Raw genomic sequence first — 14,312 nt, forward strand, 5'->3', positions numbered from 1 at the left:
AAGCACCCGTTGCTCTAACCCCGCGAATAGACTGGCGCGACGGCTCCTACAGCAGCCATTCGACAGGCAGCCAGCCGGCGACCGTCAGGATCGCTCTCGAGACGAAAGATGTGCCTGGCTCGACCGTGCGTGCTGCCTCGCCCTCGGCTCCGCTCTCGACCCATCGCAGTTCGCCGTCAGCCAGTACCGGCCGGTAACATAGATCCGCCAGACTGCTGTCGAACATGGTTCCGATAGCACCGGCGATCGCCGGGCTCTCGATCATCAGGCCCATCTCGGTGTTGAGGAGAGCCGACCGCGGATCGAAATTGAACGATCCAATGAAGACGTGCCTGCCGTCGACCGCGAAGGTCTTGGCATGAAGGCTCGCACCGGATGAGCCGAAAGGACCGAGTTCGCCGCGACCGGTCTCAGGCAGGGCGCTGGCCTTGAGCTCGAACAGCTCGGCGCCCGAGCGCAAAAGTTCGGTGCGGTATTTGGTGTAGCCGGAATGGACCAGCGCAACGTCGGTGGCCTCATAACTGTTGGTGAGGATGCGGACATCGACGCCGGCGGCCTGAAGGCCGGTCAGTTGCGATGTACCCTGTGCCCCGGGCACGAAATATGCGGAAACCAGATCGAGCGACTTCGCGGGCGTTTCGAGCAGGTCGATCAGGCGCGAGATCATCAGGTCTTCGCGGCGGGCCTTGCGCTGTGCCTTGGCGGGATCGTCGCTGACCAGTCGGACGTCGGTCCATTCAAGCGGCAACGTGCCTGTGCGCAGATTTTCGACCAGCCGCGAGGCGCCCAGAGCGCTGCGGTAGGTTTCGTATCGGGCGGTCGCCGAATGCTCTTCCAATGCACTGTCGAGGCGCTGAAGGCCGTTGTTCGACGGTGCGACGATCGTGGCGACCGGGTAGGCCGAGGCGCTGGCCCAGTAGAGGTCGAAATCCGCAGAAACATCCGGCACCACGGCCCCGACCGCCAGGACATCAAGATCAAGAAAGTTGCTGTCCGGTCCGGTGTCGAAATATTCGTCGCCGATGTTGCGGCCGCCAATCACCGTCGCCATGCCGTCGACGGTGAAGCTCTTGTTGTGCATGCGATGATTGAGGCGGAAGAAGTCGAAGGTGTAGTTGAGCAGTTTCGGCTGCCTCAGCACGAACGGATTGAACAGCCGCACTTCCATCTCCGGCAATGCGTCAAGCGCCGAGAGTTCTGCGTCCAGGTTCGATACCCCGTTGTCGTCGACCAGCAGGCGCACGCGTACGCCGCGTTCGGCGGCGCGGCGTAGCGCCGAAAGCAGCATGATGCCGGTCAGGTCGTCATGCCAGATATAATACTGGGCATCGATCGTGTCGGTGGCCTGTTCGGCAAGCAGCATCCGCGCGAGGAAGGCATCCCTGCCGGAAAGCAGGGGAAAGACGCCGGTCTTGCCGGGCGCGGCCGCGGCCATTGAAGAAACCGCCCCGGCAAGGGGGCTGCCGGGCGATGCGGGCCGCGCCTGCGATGGCGGCATGCCGGTTTGCGCCGGAAGGGGAAACAGGATCCTTGCAACCAGGATCAGAACGCCAGCCGCCGTGGCCAGCCCGGCAAGGCAGATAATGAGTGTCTTCATCGCCGAACCCTCATTTCCAGAAGACCGCCGATCTGGCGCTTCAGATGTTCGCGAAACTCGGCGCTTCTGTCCAGAATATTGCCGATCCGGTGGAATTCATGCACGCGGACACCGTCAATCTCCGGCCGGACCATAAGATCCGGCTCGCAGACCTTGCGTTTCGCGTTCACTATGGCGCGCTGCATGATGTGGCTGGATGCGGTGAGCGCGTCGACGCGGCTCACCGGGTTGGAAGTGCGCTCGATATTGTCGCCTATGATATCGACCGCGATCACGATGTCGGCCTTGCCGTGCAATAGGTCGAAGGGAATCGGGTTGGTGGTGCCGCCGTCGATATAGACACGGCCGTCGTAGAGCACAGGCCGGAAAAGCACCGGCACTGCGGCCGATGCGGCAAGGGCAGGCAGGAGCGGCCCGCTGTCGAATACAGTTTCGGCCTGGGCGAAGAAATCCGTGGCGACAACCTTCACCGGCATTGCGAGTTCCGCGAAACTGGCCGGAAAATCGTTCGGCAGGAGGGTGGCGAGCATGCGCTGCAGATCGAACCGCCGCGATCGTCTCAGGGGACCGGGCAGCGGTGCAGATTTGGGTGCGTTCTGCCTGCGTACGAGATCGGTGAAGAGCGACCAGCGGTCCATGAGCCGCTGCTCGGCATAAGCGCGTATCTCGGCTGCGGACATGCCGCCAGCATATGCCGCGGCTGCAATTGCGCCGATGGAGGTGCCGGCAATGATCGAGGGGCGGATGCCAAGTTCGTCGAACGCCGCCAAAGCGTGGATATGAGCCAGACCCCGCGCGCCGCCGCCGCCCAGCGCGAGAGCAATCGAAACGTCGGGGCTTCCGTGATCCAAACGTATTTCTCCAACGGCAGCAGCATGCACGAGGCGCGCGCAATTGTGAGTTAGAATCGAGAAAAATCAAACGATTGGCTGGCGCGAAATGTCGAAAAATGCCGGCGCGCCGTTCGAATATTTGCCTGCTCGACGGTACTTAGCCGGTTTGGTGGCCCTGTTTGTGGGTCCGCGGTGGGGGGCTTAAACAGGCTCTGTCTTTATTTTGCCGGCTGCCGACCGTCAGGCCCGCATGGTGCCTTGATCGATGAGCTGCATAAACGCAGGGTGTGAACAATAAAGCGCATCGGCGTTGATGCATAATATTTTATGTTAGTTGTGATTTTCAATAGAGGTGAGCGCTTTTGCGCCTTACGTAGCCTTACATAATTACTTATGTGAACTGGACCAATGATCACGCGAATGCTCTATGTGATTATACGCGTTTGATTTCATAGTTGCTTAACTGCAACGGGCATTTGGGTAAATTAACTGGAATAAACTGAATCGCGCTCAACTAGGTGACTCATGCCTGCACCTGAATTAGTGCTGATGAAATCGGGAGAAATGGGTGCAGTATGGGCTTGGGGAAACTTGTTTCGTTTGGCGTCTTGCAGGTTGGGCTCGCCGTCGCTTGCGCTGGGGGTGTTGCGCACGCGCTTACCTTGAAGGAAGCGGTCACGGAGGCGCTTACTTCAAACCCTGAAATTCTTCAGGCGGCTGAAAATCGGGAAGCTACCGAATTCGAATTGCGGCAAGCTCGCGGTCTTTATCTTCCGAGCATCGATCTGGAGGCGTCGGTCGGTATCCGCAAGCTTGACAGCCCAAGCAGCCGCAGGCTGGGGGTTTCCGGCCAGGAGCTATATCCGCGCGATGTCGGCATCTCGCTGACGCAAACCCTGTTCGACGGCGGTGCGCGGCGCGCGGAGGTTGAGCGGCAGGCAGCACGGGTGGATGGTGCCTCATTTCGTGTGCTTGAGCGCTCGGAAGCAATCGCACTGGCAGTGGCGCAGGAATACCTTGAAATCCTGGTTCAGGCGGAAATTGTTGCCGCTGCGCAGCAGAATGTGGGCTTCCACAAGGCCATACTGGGCGATATTGCCGCGAGTGTGAGCGGCGGGGTGCTGACGGATGCGGACCGCATACAGGGTCGGGAGCGGCTGATATCGGCCGATGCAAGGCTGACCGAGGTCAATGAAGATCTCCAGGCCGCGAAGATCCGGTTTCATCGGCTTGTTGGCCGGCCGCTGACGAACGCGCGGTCGCCGGGATCGGTTTCGAAATACCTGCCCAGAACGCTAGACGATGCAATCGCGATGGCGCGGCGCAACAATCCGCGCATCAAAGCGGCCGGAGCGGATGTAGATGCCGCCGATGCCGAGGTGCGAGGCGCGAACGCGCCGTTCTTTCCGAAGGTCGCATTGGAAGGTCGGGCGCGGGTTGGCCAGGATATCGACGGCTCATTGGGCCGGACATCCGACCTCGAAGCCAAAGTGACTGCAAGGTGGAACCTGTTTCGCGGCGGACGGGATGTTGCGGCAAAGCAAGAAAGCATCCGACGGTCGGGCGAACAGCGTTATGCACTGGCGATAATCCATCGTGAGGTGGAAGAGGCGGTGCGCGGTGCCTGGAACCAGCGTGGTCGGCGGGCCGAACTTGCCGGACTTCTGCGCGACCAGGCCGGCGTGAATGCTCAGCTCGTTTCGTCGTATCGCGAGCAGCTGCGCAACGGACAGAGATCGCTGCTCGACGTCCTCGGAGCGCAGAATACGCGCTTCAATTCAGCTATTTTGTCCCAGACGGCGGTTTATGCGGCGTTGTTTGCCGAATACCGACTGCTCGCCGCGACCGGCACACTTGCGTCGGTACTCGGGACTGCTCCGGTTGAACAGAGCGAAGCATACGCGCGTGAAGAATTTCGCGTCCAAAGCGTGGAAACGCCCGATTACCGCAGGACGCCGTCAAGGCAAACCTCGGCGCTGCCGCTAGATTTGTTAGCCCCCATCCGGAAGGAATGATATCGCGTTGCATGGAACCGACACGGCGATGTTGGCCGCGCATAGCGCGGCCAGTTCCATTTCAAAGGAAGGCTTTCAAACCGCTTTCGCTTCGGTTGCCGCCTTTCTCGGGCGCAATGCGTCTCAAACGGTCCTATTTTCCGGCGTTCCTGAATCCGACCTCGTCCAACCGGATGCCGATTCCATTGATCGGCTGGCGCGCCGGGTTGGCCTTGAAGCAAAGCATGTCTCGCCTACCGCGCTGAAAAGCGGCAATGCCGAACTGCCGGCAATTGCCCTGTTCGAGGACGGGCAGGCGCTGTCGCTGCTGGAGTTCGATTCCAATGGCGACGTCGTGACAGGCCCCTCGCTTTCGCTCGGCGATGGCGAGGTCATCAAGTCAGACCAGCTGTTGAAGCTCCGTCCCACGCGACTTGTCGGACTGTCGGTATCATACGGAAATCGCGCCGAGGAGGCGAGCGTCGGACTGGCCCCGCGGATCGAAAAGCCGCATTGGCTTGCATCGACGCTGTCGCAATTCTGGCGTACCTATCTGCGCGTAGCGCTAGCGGCACTTTTCATCAATTTCATCGCACTCGTCTCGCCGCTTTTCGTGATGAATGTCTACGATCGTGTGCTGCCAAACGAGGCAATAGCCACGCTTTGGGTTCTTGCACTCGGCGTTTGTGCGGCACTCGTATTCGACCTCATCCTCAAAACAGCGCGCGCCGCGCTTATCGACTATGCCGGCCGCAAGGCAGACCTGCGGCTGTCAGCGCTGCTGTTCGACAAGGTATTGAACTCCACGCTCGCAGCCCGACCGATGTCAACGGGCGAATATGCGAGCCGGGTGACACAGTACGAATTCGTGCGCGAGTTTTTCACATCGAACACGATCAGCACGATCATCGATTCTGCCTTCGTGTTCATTTTTCTTGGTGTCATCTACAGCATTTCGGGCTGGATCGCGGTCATTCCAGCGGTGGCGTTCGGGCTGGCTGTCGCGATCGGCCTTGTTGCGCAGGCACGTATCGGCAGGCGGGTTGCAGCCGCTGCTAACGAAGCGGCTCAACGTCAGGCGCTGCTTGTAGAATCGATTGCGACTATCGAAACTGTGAAGAGCCTGAGGGCGGAAGCCGGTCTTTTGCGGAAATGGCAGGAGCTGAGCAAAAACGCTGCCCATACAAGCGACCAGATCAAGCGGATTTCGGCATCGGCTGCAAACTCGACGCAGTTCGTTCAGCAACTGGTGACGGTCGGCATCATACTCGCAGGCGCCTATTCCTTTGCCGCAGGTGATATTTCAACCGGCGCGATCATCGCAACCGTGATGTTGTCAGGACGAGCCGTTGCGCCTCTCAGCCAGATTGCAATGACGCTTGCCCGCCTGAGGCAGGCGCTTCTGTCGTTGCGGATCTTGAACACAATCATGGAACAGCCGGAAGACCGGCCGGATACCGTGGGTTTCGTCAACCGGACGATAGCATCGCCCAGTATCGAATTTCAGAGCGTTGGGTTTAGCTACCCCGGTTCGGATATGCAGGTGCTGAACGAACTCTCATTCCGCGTGAACGCTGGCGAAAGGGTTGGGATTGTCGGACGCATCGGTTCAGGCAAGTCTACTATCGGCCGGCTTGTCGGAGCGCTCTATCCGGCCGATTCCGGGAAGTTGATGTTGGATGGCATCGATGTGCGGCAGTATCATCCGGCGGAAATCCGTACTTGTGTGGGGCTTGTCGGTCAGTCAGCGGATTTGTTTTCAGGAACGGTCAAGGAGAACCTGCTGGTTGGCAAACCAACCGCCAGCGATGACGAACTCCTGTACGTTTCCAAGCTGACGGGCGTCGATCAGTTCGTAGGGCGACATCCACGCGGCTTCGACATGCCGGTTGGAGAACGTGGCAGCGCGCTTTCCGGAGGGCAGCGGCAGGCATTGGCAATCGCCCGGCTCCTACTCGCACGTCCCAGGATCGTTTTTCTCGATGAGCCATCCGGTGCGATGGATCTGGCCAGCGAACGCCTACTCATAGACAACCTCCGCAAGGCTCTGGATGGGCCTACCACCGTAATAATCGCCACTCATCGCCATTCGATGCTCGAGCTGATCGACCGCCTCATTGTCGTCGATAAGGGCCGCGTGGTTGCAGACGGCCCCAAGCAAAAGGTGATTGAGGCGCTTCAGCGCAATTCGCCAGGTGAAGCCGCATGAGAGAACGCATCAAGGATCGACCGCCGCTCGCCGCGCGGCTCGTCGTTTGGATTGTCGTGCTGCTGATTGGGACTTTCGTTGCATGGGCGGCGATTGCACGCGTCGACGAAATAGCGCGCGGCGAGGGCAAGGTTATTCCGCTCTCAAAGACCCAGATCATACAGGCGAGTGAGGCCGGCGTTGTCCAGGAGATTGCTGTTCGTGTCGGGCAGGTGGTACGGGCGGGCGACTTGATCTTGCGCCTGGACGACACGACGACGACTTCGTCCCTGGGTGAATCGCAGGCGCGTGCCAATGCCCTTCGTACGCGCATAGAACGCCTCGATCTCGAAATAGCCGTAGATCTGGAGAGGTCCTTTAAATGCAGCGACAAGCTGGCGGCGGCCAATCCGGCGATCTGCGCGAACGAGGCCGCCGTATTCCAGGCGCGGCGCGAGAATTTCCAGAACAAGGCTGATGTGCTTGGCGCGCGGGCCGACCAGCGTTCGCTGGAACTGCAAGAGGCCGAGACGAACATTGAGCAGCTTCAGAAAGTGATCGAAGCCATGGACCGCGAGGTCCAGATGATCGAACCGCTGGTCAAGAAGCGGTTACATGCGGAAACCGATCTTCTGCGCCTTGAGCGCGAACTTGCCGAGAAGAAGGGGCAGTTGTCCGTCGCGCAGAAAAGCCTCGGCCGGTTACGGGCCGCCATCCGCGAGGCAGAACTGCAGCAGGTTGAGCTCAGACTCCAGCTGGAGCAGGAAGCGCGGACGGAAAAATCCGAGCTCCTGTCCGATCTCAATGTACTTGAGGAGACAATCCGCGGTGCGAGCGACCGCGTTCGGAGGACCGATATACGCAGTCCCGTCGACGGGATAGTGAACACACTCGATATCAATACGATCGGAGCTTTCGTTCAGCCGGGGACGGTGATCGGGGGCGTCGTCCCGACCTCGGATGCGCTGCTCATTGAAGCACGTATCTCGCCGCGCGATGTCGCGTTCGTTCGTCCCGGCCAGTCAGCTCTGGTCAAAGTAACTGCCTATGACTTCTCGGTTTTCGGCGGGCTGGATGGCGATGTCTCGAACATCTCCGCGGACAGCCTGGTCGATGCCGAAACGGGCGAGACGTATTATCAAGTCTATGTAAAGACTGACGAGAGCGGCATCGTCAAGGACGGCAGGACGCATCTGATCATTCCCGGCATGGTGGCATCGGTCGAGATCATGACCGGACAAAAGACTGTCCTCGATTATCTGATGAAACCAATCAACAAGGCTAAGAACGAAGCCTTGACCGAGCGATGATGCGACGGTCGGAGGAAACGCGAAGTGCATGAAACCGATTGACCTGGATACAGATGCTGAGGAGTTCGACGGCAGCGCGCTGCTGTTTCGAGCGGTGACCGCTCGGGGCAAGAGGCGCGGTATACGGCTTGAGAAAATTTTCTGGGAAGCCCTTTCGGAAGCCGCGAAAGCCGAAGGACGAGCTCTAAGCGAGGTGGTGGGGGCCGCACACGATTCTCTGCCAGAGTCCGGAAACCTGGCCTCCGCACTTCGTGTTATCGGAACGCACTGGATGCGTGCCCGGCTCAGGCAGCTCGAACATGCCACGGTGCCGGAAAATGTCTTTGCACTGGTGCAAGCGAGTCCATCGCCTGCCTTTGCCCTCTTGGACGACAAGCGGATCGTTCACTACAATCTGCCGTTCCTGCACTTTGTCCAGGCAAGTTTTGTCGGTGTAGAGCAAGCCGAGCTCATGCGTGGGTTGCGCCTGTCGCTCGACATGCAGCTGGAGGACGTTCTGAACAAGCTAAAGGACGATCCCAAGACGCCGGTCAATACGGGATTTGCGCTCGGTGTCGTGGGGCGCAGGGTACGAGGGCAACTGAAAGCCGCGCTAGCACCCACTCCTGATCAGTCGATGGTTGTTGCGTTCGTCACCCACCCGTGACCCAGGCGCAGGTCAGAATGGACCGACTGCCATTGGCTGCGGTGCTTTAGCTCGCACATCTGGATACTGACCTTCGCCCGGCGCAATGCCGTTCAGCCCCGTTAGAGATGCCACCATGCGGGAGCCGCCGACCGGGCGCCCAAAAATGTGTCCGCGATCGCCACTCAGAGAATAGAGCGGAACATAGTCGGGCAACTCATCATCGGTCAGAATGTCATCGCGCACATTGTCGAGGATCAGATTGCCCTGCGTCGTTCGGATGGAAAGCACCGCGTGATAAACAGCCCGGCTTTGATCCCGCAGCACGACAATAGACATTGCAGACCTGGGTACCCCGGCTTCAGCCAGGACGGCCATCTTCAGGATGGCGTAGTCTTCGCAATCTCCAGCGCCGCGATTTAGGGTAGTGCTGGGATTGGCCCAGAAGTCTGTCACACGATATGCATTTCGATCCGGCTGATAGCGAATGAGCTTGTTCACGCCCGTATTCACGGATGTAAGGAGACGGGTGAACCCGCCTTGCGCCTTGTCCCGGATCAGGGTGTTCAAGGATCGTGCTGCGCGCCAACATCCATGAGATGCGCAGTTGTTCAAGAAACCCGCTTCAATATCCATTTCCACCGAGCGCATGCGCTCCATGGCGGGGAGTTTGCCGAAGGGTATGCCTATCGACTTGAAAAGTGTCGTGTTGTTGCGCGCGGCAACCGGCCGCTTGGCTTTGCTCGGACGCTTCAGCAGAAGGCCGGTGCCGAGATTGTCCCTTAGATAGGCTGCGGCAGTAAGCCCCCCATGCATGGACGCACGCATTGATTGCGGGTGTTGTTCGAGCAGTGCCGAAACAACGGGCATTATATTGGCCTGATTAGATCTGATGCGTTCTGCAAGTATGCTCGGTCGATTTTCGGATTTTACGCTCGCCATGCGCTCCGTAATTGGGCCCGCAACGCACGTTGATGCAGCAATTACGAGTGCTACACCTATAAATACTGAAACAATACTTGCCTGCGATTTCTCGAACATGATCGATCCCCACTCGATTGTGGAGGATCGTACTGATTTCGTGTGAATAAACGCGAAATATACATCGGAAATACTTTACAAACATAAGTAACGAAATTTGAGGAAAATTCTACCGATCGCCAAAAGGTTTGCTTAATTCCGGGAGGGGTGAGCAACTGCATAATATAGTATACACAAGGTTAACCATCTCTAAATTATTCAGCGTGCTGCATATTTGGTTATATGTATTCGTTAATTCCGAGTTGAAATTGGTCGATGACAAATATTTAGTGCGCGACTGTTTGGGAGTTGGGGAACAGTCATGACCGTAGAAGATCGGCACTTCAGCGCATCCGAGATCGATCAGCGCGCGGACGGCAGCATCGTCGACGTTGCTGACGATAACGAAGAGATCATCGTAGTTGCGCAAGCCGATGGCGAGCCGGTTCCGTTGGCTGACGAGCCGACAAGTTCCGGATCCGACATCGTCATTCCCTCGGAAATCGTTCCAGATGCCGACAACGTGGTTGAGCTACCGAGTGGCGTGATCATTGATGATCTGCAGGTCGACGGAGCCGACCTGGTGGTGGTGCTGGGAGACGGTGCCTCAATTCGCATTGTCGGTGGCGCACTCAACATCCCTACCTTTGTGATAGACGGGATTGAGGTTCCGAGCGAAACGGTAGTGGCGGTGCTCGGCGAAAACGGCATCAACGTCGCGGCTGGCCCCGAAGGATTGCTGTCGGTCGTTGGGCCCGCGCCACAGGGTTCCGGCGGCAATTTCGAAGACGGGATCGGCGAGGAGCAGGATGGCGGCGGGCCCGAAGTTCTGGGGCTGCTCCAGAATACTTCCCAGGGCGGAGATGGCACGACGTAGGAACAGGTTCTCGACGGTGGCGGTGTGGCACCGACGATTTCCGCGGGCGGCGATACCGGCACACTGATTGAATCCGACGACGTCCCGGGCGGGATCGATCCAGAGCCGGTGCCGGCGACGGGTAGTATCTCCTTCTTCGATCCCGATTTTGGCGAGACGCGCACTGCCGAGATCACCACACGCACCCTGGTTTCCAACACGATCCTCCACGGACCGACGCTGACGGCGGTGCAGATCGACGCGTTGCTCGCCGGTTTCACGCTGGATTCCGCCGCCACCGGCGGCGTCACCACCGAGCCGTCCGCCGCCGGCAACGGCACCGTCGACTGGACCTACACCGTCACCAATGCCCTCATCGATTTCCTCGCCGCCGGCGAGACCATCGTGCTCGATTTCGAGGTGACGATCTCCGACGGCATCAACGATGTCCCGGTGACGGTGCGCATCACGGTCGTGGGCACCAACGATATCCCGATCTTCGAAGCAGCGGATGTTGCCCTCATCGACGAGGAGGCGGTGCTCGCCGACGGCAATGACGGCGACAGCTATCCCGGCGGCTCAGACACCGATCCCGACGCGCTGCCGCCCTTCGGCGGCTCGCTCGGCATCACCTGGGGTCCCGATGACTATTCCGACAACGCCCAGACCATCGTCAATGGCGAAGTCGTGTTCACAAATGTCGTCACCTGGTCGAACGGTACGCCGCTGACCTCGCGTGGCGAGGACATAACGACCACGCTATCCGACGACGGCCAGACCATCACCGGCACCGCCGGCGGGCGCACCGTCTTCATCGCCACCGTCGACGAACAGGGCGACGGAACCTACACGTTCGAACTGCTCGACGTGCTCGACCACCCTGTCGCAGGCGCCGAGGACAGCGTCACGCTGACCTTTGGCCTGACGGTCACCGATTCCAACGATTTTGCACAGGACCATTCCTTCGACGTCACGATCAACGACGACGCGCCGTTGATCGGCGGAGCCTCGGCCAATGGAGTTGTTGAAGAAGAAGAGGGCAGCGTTGCCGGTGCCGGACTTGAGGATTCCGACGGCTCTGGCGACGACGACACATTCTGGTTTCTGGGCCAGCGCACTAATCCGACCACGCATCAAGTCAGCGATGTGGACCTGAACATCGACTGGGGGGCGGACGAGGCCAATACGGACCCCGATGGTGGCGCTTCGGACGGCAATGGCGATCGCGGCCTTGCGTTCGCCAATGCGGTTGCGGTGGACAACATCGTCGTCAATGGCGGCGCGGTCACGGCCGCCAATCTGACATCGCGCGGCGACACGATCACCTATGTGCTCGACAATGACAGCGGCACGCTGATCGCCAGCGCGGGCGGGCGCACCGTGTTCACGGTGACGCTGTCCGACGTCGGTTCCGGTTCCTATTCGTTCACTCTGGAAGACACGATCGAGCACCCCGAAGGTGGAGGTGAGAACACGCTGACCTTCACCTTCGCGTTNAGATTCCGACGGCTCTGGCGATGACGACTTTGTCATCCTTGGCACGCCGATAACCAATCCGACGACCAACCAAATCACAAACGTCGATCTCAACATCGACTGGGGGGCGGACGACGCCAACACCGACCCTGATGGCGGTGCCTCCAACGGCAATGGCGATCGCGGCCTTGCGTTCGCCAATGCGGTTGCGGTGGACAACATCGTCGTCAATGGCGGCGCGGTCACGGCCGCCAATCTGACATCGCGCGGCGACACCATCACCTATGTGCTCGACAATGACAGCGGCACGCTGATCGCCAGCGCGGGCGGGCGCACCGTGTTCACGGTGACGTTGTCCGACGTCGGTTCCGGTTCCTATTCGTTCACTCTGGAAGACACGATCGAGCACCCCGAAGGTGGAGGTGAGAACACGCTGACCTTCACCTTCGCGTTCACGGCAACGGATTCCGACGGCGACAGCACGGACAACAATTTCTCCGTCGAGGTCATCGACGACAAGCCCTTTGCGCTGGGTACCGCGCTGCCACACTACGTGGAAGAAGAGCAGCTTGCCGGAGGCAACGAGGANATGACAGCGGCACGCTGATCGCCAGCGCGGGCGGGCGCACCGTGTTCACGGTGACGCTGTCCGACGTCGGTTCCGGTTCCTATTCGTTCACGCTGGAAGACACGATCGAGCATCCTGAAGGTGGCGGTGAGAACACGCTGACCTTCACCTTCGCGTTCACCGCGACGGATTCGGACGGCGACAGCGCGGACGACAATTTCTCCGTCGAGGTCATCGACGACAAGCCCTTTGCGCTGGGTACCGCGCTGCCACGCTACGTGGAAGAAGAGCAGCTTGCCGGAGGCAACGAGGATATCGAACCGCTGGGCGACGAAGCGACCGGAGTTCTTTTGAACCTGGGGCCGATTACCGATNTATCGAACCGCTGGGCGACGAAGCGACCGGAGTTCTTTTGAACCTGGGGCCGATTACCGATGAGATCGGTGCCTCGCTCAATATCGGCTGGGGCGGCGACGATTCCAATACGGCGGTCAATGGCGGTTTCGACGGGACGCAAGCAGCGGGCGACCGCTCGGTAATATTCGACGTTACAAATCCGGGCAGCACGGCTGGCGGCCCGCGGGTGCTGACTGGCGCCGAGATCAACGGATTCCTATCGGTCGCCGGTCCACTCAACGCCAGCGACCTGACCTCAGGCGGCGTTGCGCTCGTCTACACGCTTTCAGCCGACAATTCTGTGCTGACGGCAACCGCCGGCCCGGGTGGCTCCGTGGTATTCACGGTTACGCTTTCCGATACGGGTTCGGGTTCCTGGAATTTCAATCTCGGCGGAACGCTCGATCATCCCGACAACGACAATGGTGCGGACAACGAGGACAGGCTTGAACTCACGTTCGACTTTGTTGCGCGGGATGGAGATGGCGACACTGCAAATGCGAGCTTCGCCGTAAGAATTCTTGATGATTCACCAATAACCTCCGGGGATGTCAGCAACCATCAGGTTGACGAGGACGGGCTGATCGGCGGAAACGTCGGCGAGAGCTACACGTCCGGTGACTATGCCACTGGCGGCGCGCGAGACGCTGCCACCGTAGCGGGCCGGTCGCTCAATATTTTGTGGGGTGCCGACAATCTCGACGACGCCGTCGACGGGGCTTCGGGCGATACACTGTTGCAGGATACGCCCGGCGGTGATGGCGACCGTTCCGTCATCTTCCGCAACAACACGCTCAATCAGTTGCCCGGGCTGAAGTCCGGCGGCGATGACGTGCATTACGTATTCAACGACGACCGGACGATCTTGATCGCACACAAGGGCGCTGCCGGCACGGGCTTCGCTTCGGTCGATGCGGCGGACCTCATCTTCCGCGTGTCGCTTTCCGATGAAGGCAGCGGGTCATACAGCTTCGAGCTGCTTGGCGTGCTCGATCATCCGACGGCAGGCAACGAGGACAACATCAATCTCGATTTCAACTTCCGCGGGTTCGATTCCGACGGTGATCCTATCAACGGCTCGTTCCGCGTGCGGGTCGACGACGATGCACCGTTGGCGGTCGATTCCGTCTCTGGGATGGCAGAGAACGACACGCACATTGTGACGCTGGTCGAAGGTGCCGACTTCTCGTTCGGAGCAGATGGTGCCGGCAGCGTCGCAGTGGATGTCGGCGGCGCTACGGTGACCGATGCACCAGCGGGCGTCACGCTCGGCGTGCCCGGTATCGTATTCAGTGGCGGCGACACGATCACGATCACGCCAGGAACCGCTTTTGACGCGCTTCCTGTAGGCGAGACTGCCATTCTCCACATTCCCTATACCGTGACAGACAATGACGGTGATCCGAGAAGCGCAGAACTCACCATCACCGTTACCGGTGCAAACGATGC

At 59.6% G+C, this 14,312-nt stretch carries 12 protein-coding genes; 9 read left to right on the forward strand and 3 right to left on the reverse strand.

Features of this window, described 5'->3' with window-relative positions; genetic code table 11:
• Positions 1-46: 46 nt before the first annotated feature.
• Positions 47-1,597, reverse strand: a complete 1,551-nt coding sequence (locus EP165_RS18600; RefSeq protein ID WP_127524352.1) for a phospholipase D family protein — start codon at positions 1,595-1,597, stop codon at positions 47-49.
• A complete protein-coding gene (locus EP165_RS18605) occupies positions 1,594-2,448 on the reverse strand; it encodes a patatin-like phospholipase family protein (protein ID WP_164743093.1) in 855 nt (284 codons plus the stop codon). The genes EP165_RS18600 and EP165_RS18605 overlap by 4 nt, the downstream gene beginning before the upstream one ends.
• Before the next feature lie 557 nt (positions 2,449-3,005).
• Here EP165_RS18605 and EP165_RS18610 point away from each other — a divergent pair.
• The 4 genes from EP165_RS18610 to EP165_RS18625 are packed head-to-tail and all read left to right on the forward strand — an operon-like array spanning position 3,006 to position 8,568.
• Positions 3,006-4,445: a TolC family outer membrane protein gene (locus EP165_RS18610; RefSeq protein WP_127524354.1), complete on the forward strand. Its 1,440-nt coding sequence runs from the start codon at positions 3,006-3,008 to the stop codon at positions 4,443-4,445.
• A 28-nt stretch (positions 4,446-4,473) separates the two neighbouring features.
• Positions 4,474-6,633 carry a type I secretion system permease/ATPase gene (locus EP165_RS18615; RefSeq protein WP_127524355.1) on the forward strand — a complete coding sequence of 720 codons (2,160 nt, stop codon included), beginning with the start codon at positions 4,474-4,476 and terminating at the stop codon, positions 6,631-6,633.
• On the forward strand, positions 6,630-7,922 hold the full coding sequence (locus EP165_RS18620) for an HlyD family type I secretion periplasmic adaptor subunit (protein ID WP_127524356.1): 1,293 nt from the start codon (positions 6,630-6,632) through the stop codon (positions 7,920-7,922). Before EP165_RS18615 ends, EP165_RS18620 begins: the two co-directional genes overlap by 4 nt.
• Before the next feature lie 28 nt (positions 7,923-7,950).
• Positions 7,951-8,568: a ribbon-helix-helix domain-containing protein gene (locus EP165_RS18625; RefSeq protein WP_127524357.1), complete on the forward strand. Its 618-nt coding sequence runs from the start codon at positions 7,951-7,953 to the stop codon at positions 8,566-8,568.
• A 12-nt stretch (positions 8,569-8,580) separates the two neighbouring features.
• Here the strand turns inward: EP165_RS18625 and EP165_RS18630 are convergent, their stop codons facing one another.
• Complete coding sequence (locus EP165_RS18630; protein ID WP_127524358.1) at positions 8,581-9,588, reverse strand: transglutaminase-like cysteine peptidase; 1,008 nt, start codon at positions 9,586-9,588, stop codon at positions 8,581-8,583.
• Between the two features lie 301 nt (positions 9,589-9,889).
• On the opposite strand from EP165_RS18630, the gene EP165_RS18635 reads away from it, so the two are divergent.
• From EP165_RS18635 to EP165_RS18655, 5 genes are all read left to right on the forward strand, one after another.
• On the forward strand, positions 9,890-10,444 hold the full coding sequence (locus tag EP165_RS18635; RefSeq protein WP_127524359.1) for a hypothetical protein: 555 nt from the start codon (positions 9,890-9,892) through the stop codon (positions 10,442-10,444).
• 228 nt (positions 10,445-10,672) lie between these two features.
• Positions 10,673-11,944: a VCBS domain-containing protein gene (locus EP165_RS18640; protein WP_501981689.1), complete on the forward strand. Its 1,272-nt coding sequence runs from the start codon at positions 10,673-10,675 to the stop codon at positions 11,942-11,944.
• A 166-nt stretch (positions 11,945-12,110) separates the two neighbouring features.
• A complete protein-coding gene (locus tag EP165_RS18645; protein WP_164743094.1) occupies positions 12,111-12,506 on the forward strand; it encodes a T1SS-143 repeat domain-containing protein in 396 nt (131 codons plus the stop codon).
• A 32-nt stretch (positions 12,507-12,538) separates the two neighbouring features.
• Entirely contained in the window at positions 12,539-12,883 is a 345-nt protein-coding gene (locus EP165_RS18650; protein ID WP_501981690.1) for a T1SS-143 repeat domain-containing protein, read from the forward strand.
• A partial coding sequence (locus EP165_RS18655) for a T1SS-143 repeat domain-containing protein (protein WP_501981688.1) occupies positions 12,880-14,312 on the forward strand: 1,433 nt, incomplete at its 3' end. The genes EP165_RS18650 and EP165_RS18655, both read left to right, overlap by 4 nt.

This window comes from Mesorhizobium sp. Z1-4 (assembly GCF_004000235.1).
GTDB lineage: Bacteria > Pseudomonadota > Alphaproteobacteria > Rhizobiales > Rhizobiaceae > RCIO01.

Excerpts from the sequence above, each read along its gene's own strand:
- EP165_RS18635 (WP_127524359.1), top strand. The coding sequence starts at position 9,890 with ATGACCGTAGAAGATCGGCACTTCAGCGCATCCGAGATCGATCAGCGC.
- EP165_RS18610 (WP_127524354.1), top strand. The coding sequence starts at position 3,006 with ATGGGCTTGGGGAAACTTGTTTCGTTTGGCGTCTTGCAGGTTGGGCTC.
- EP165_RS18600 (WP_127524352.1), bottom strand. The coding sequence starts at position 1,597 with ATGAAGACACTCATTATCTGCCTTGCCGGGCTGGCCACGGCGGCTGGC.
- EP165_RS18625 (WP_127524357.1), top strand. The coding sequence starts at position 7,951 with ATGAAACCGATTGACCTGGATACAGATGCTGAGGAGTTCGACGGCAGC.
- EP165_RS18630 (WP_127524358.1), bottom strand. The coding sequence starts at position 9,588 with ATGTTCGAGAAATCGCAGGCAAGTATTGTTTCAGTATTTATAGGTGTA.
- EP165_RS18620 (WP_127524356.1), top strand. The coding sequence starts at position 6,630 with ATGAGAGAACGCATCAAGGATCGACCGCCGCTCGCCGCGCGGCTCGTC.
- EP165_RS18615 (WP_127524355.1), top strand. The coding sequence starts at position 4,474 with ATGTTGGCCGCGCATAGCGCGGCCAGTTCCATTTCAAAGGAAGGCTTT.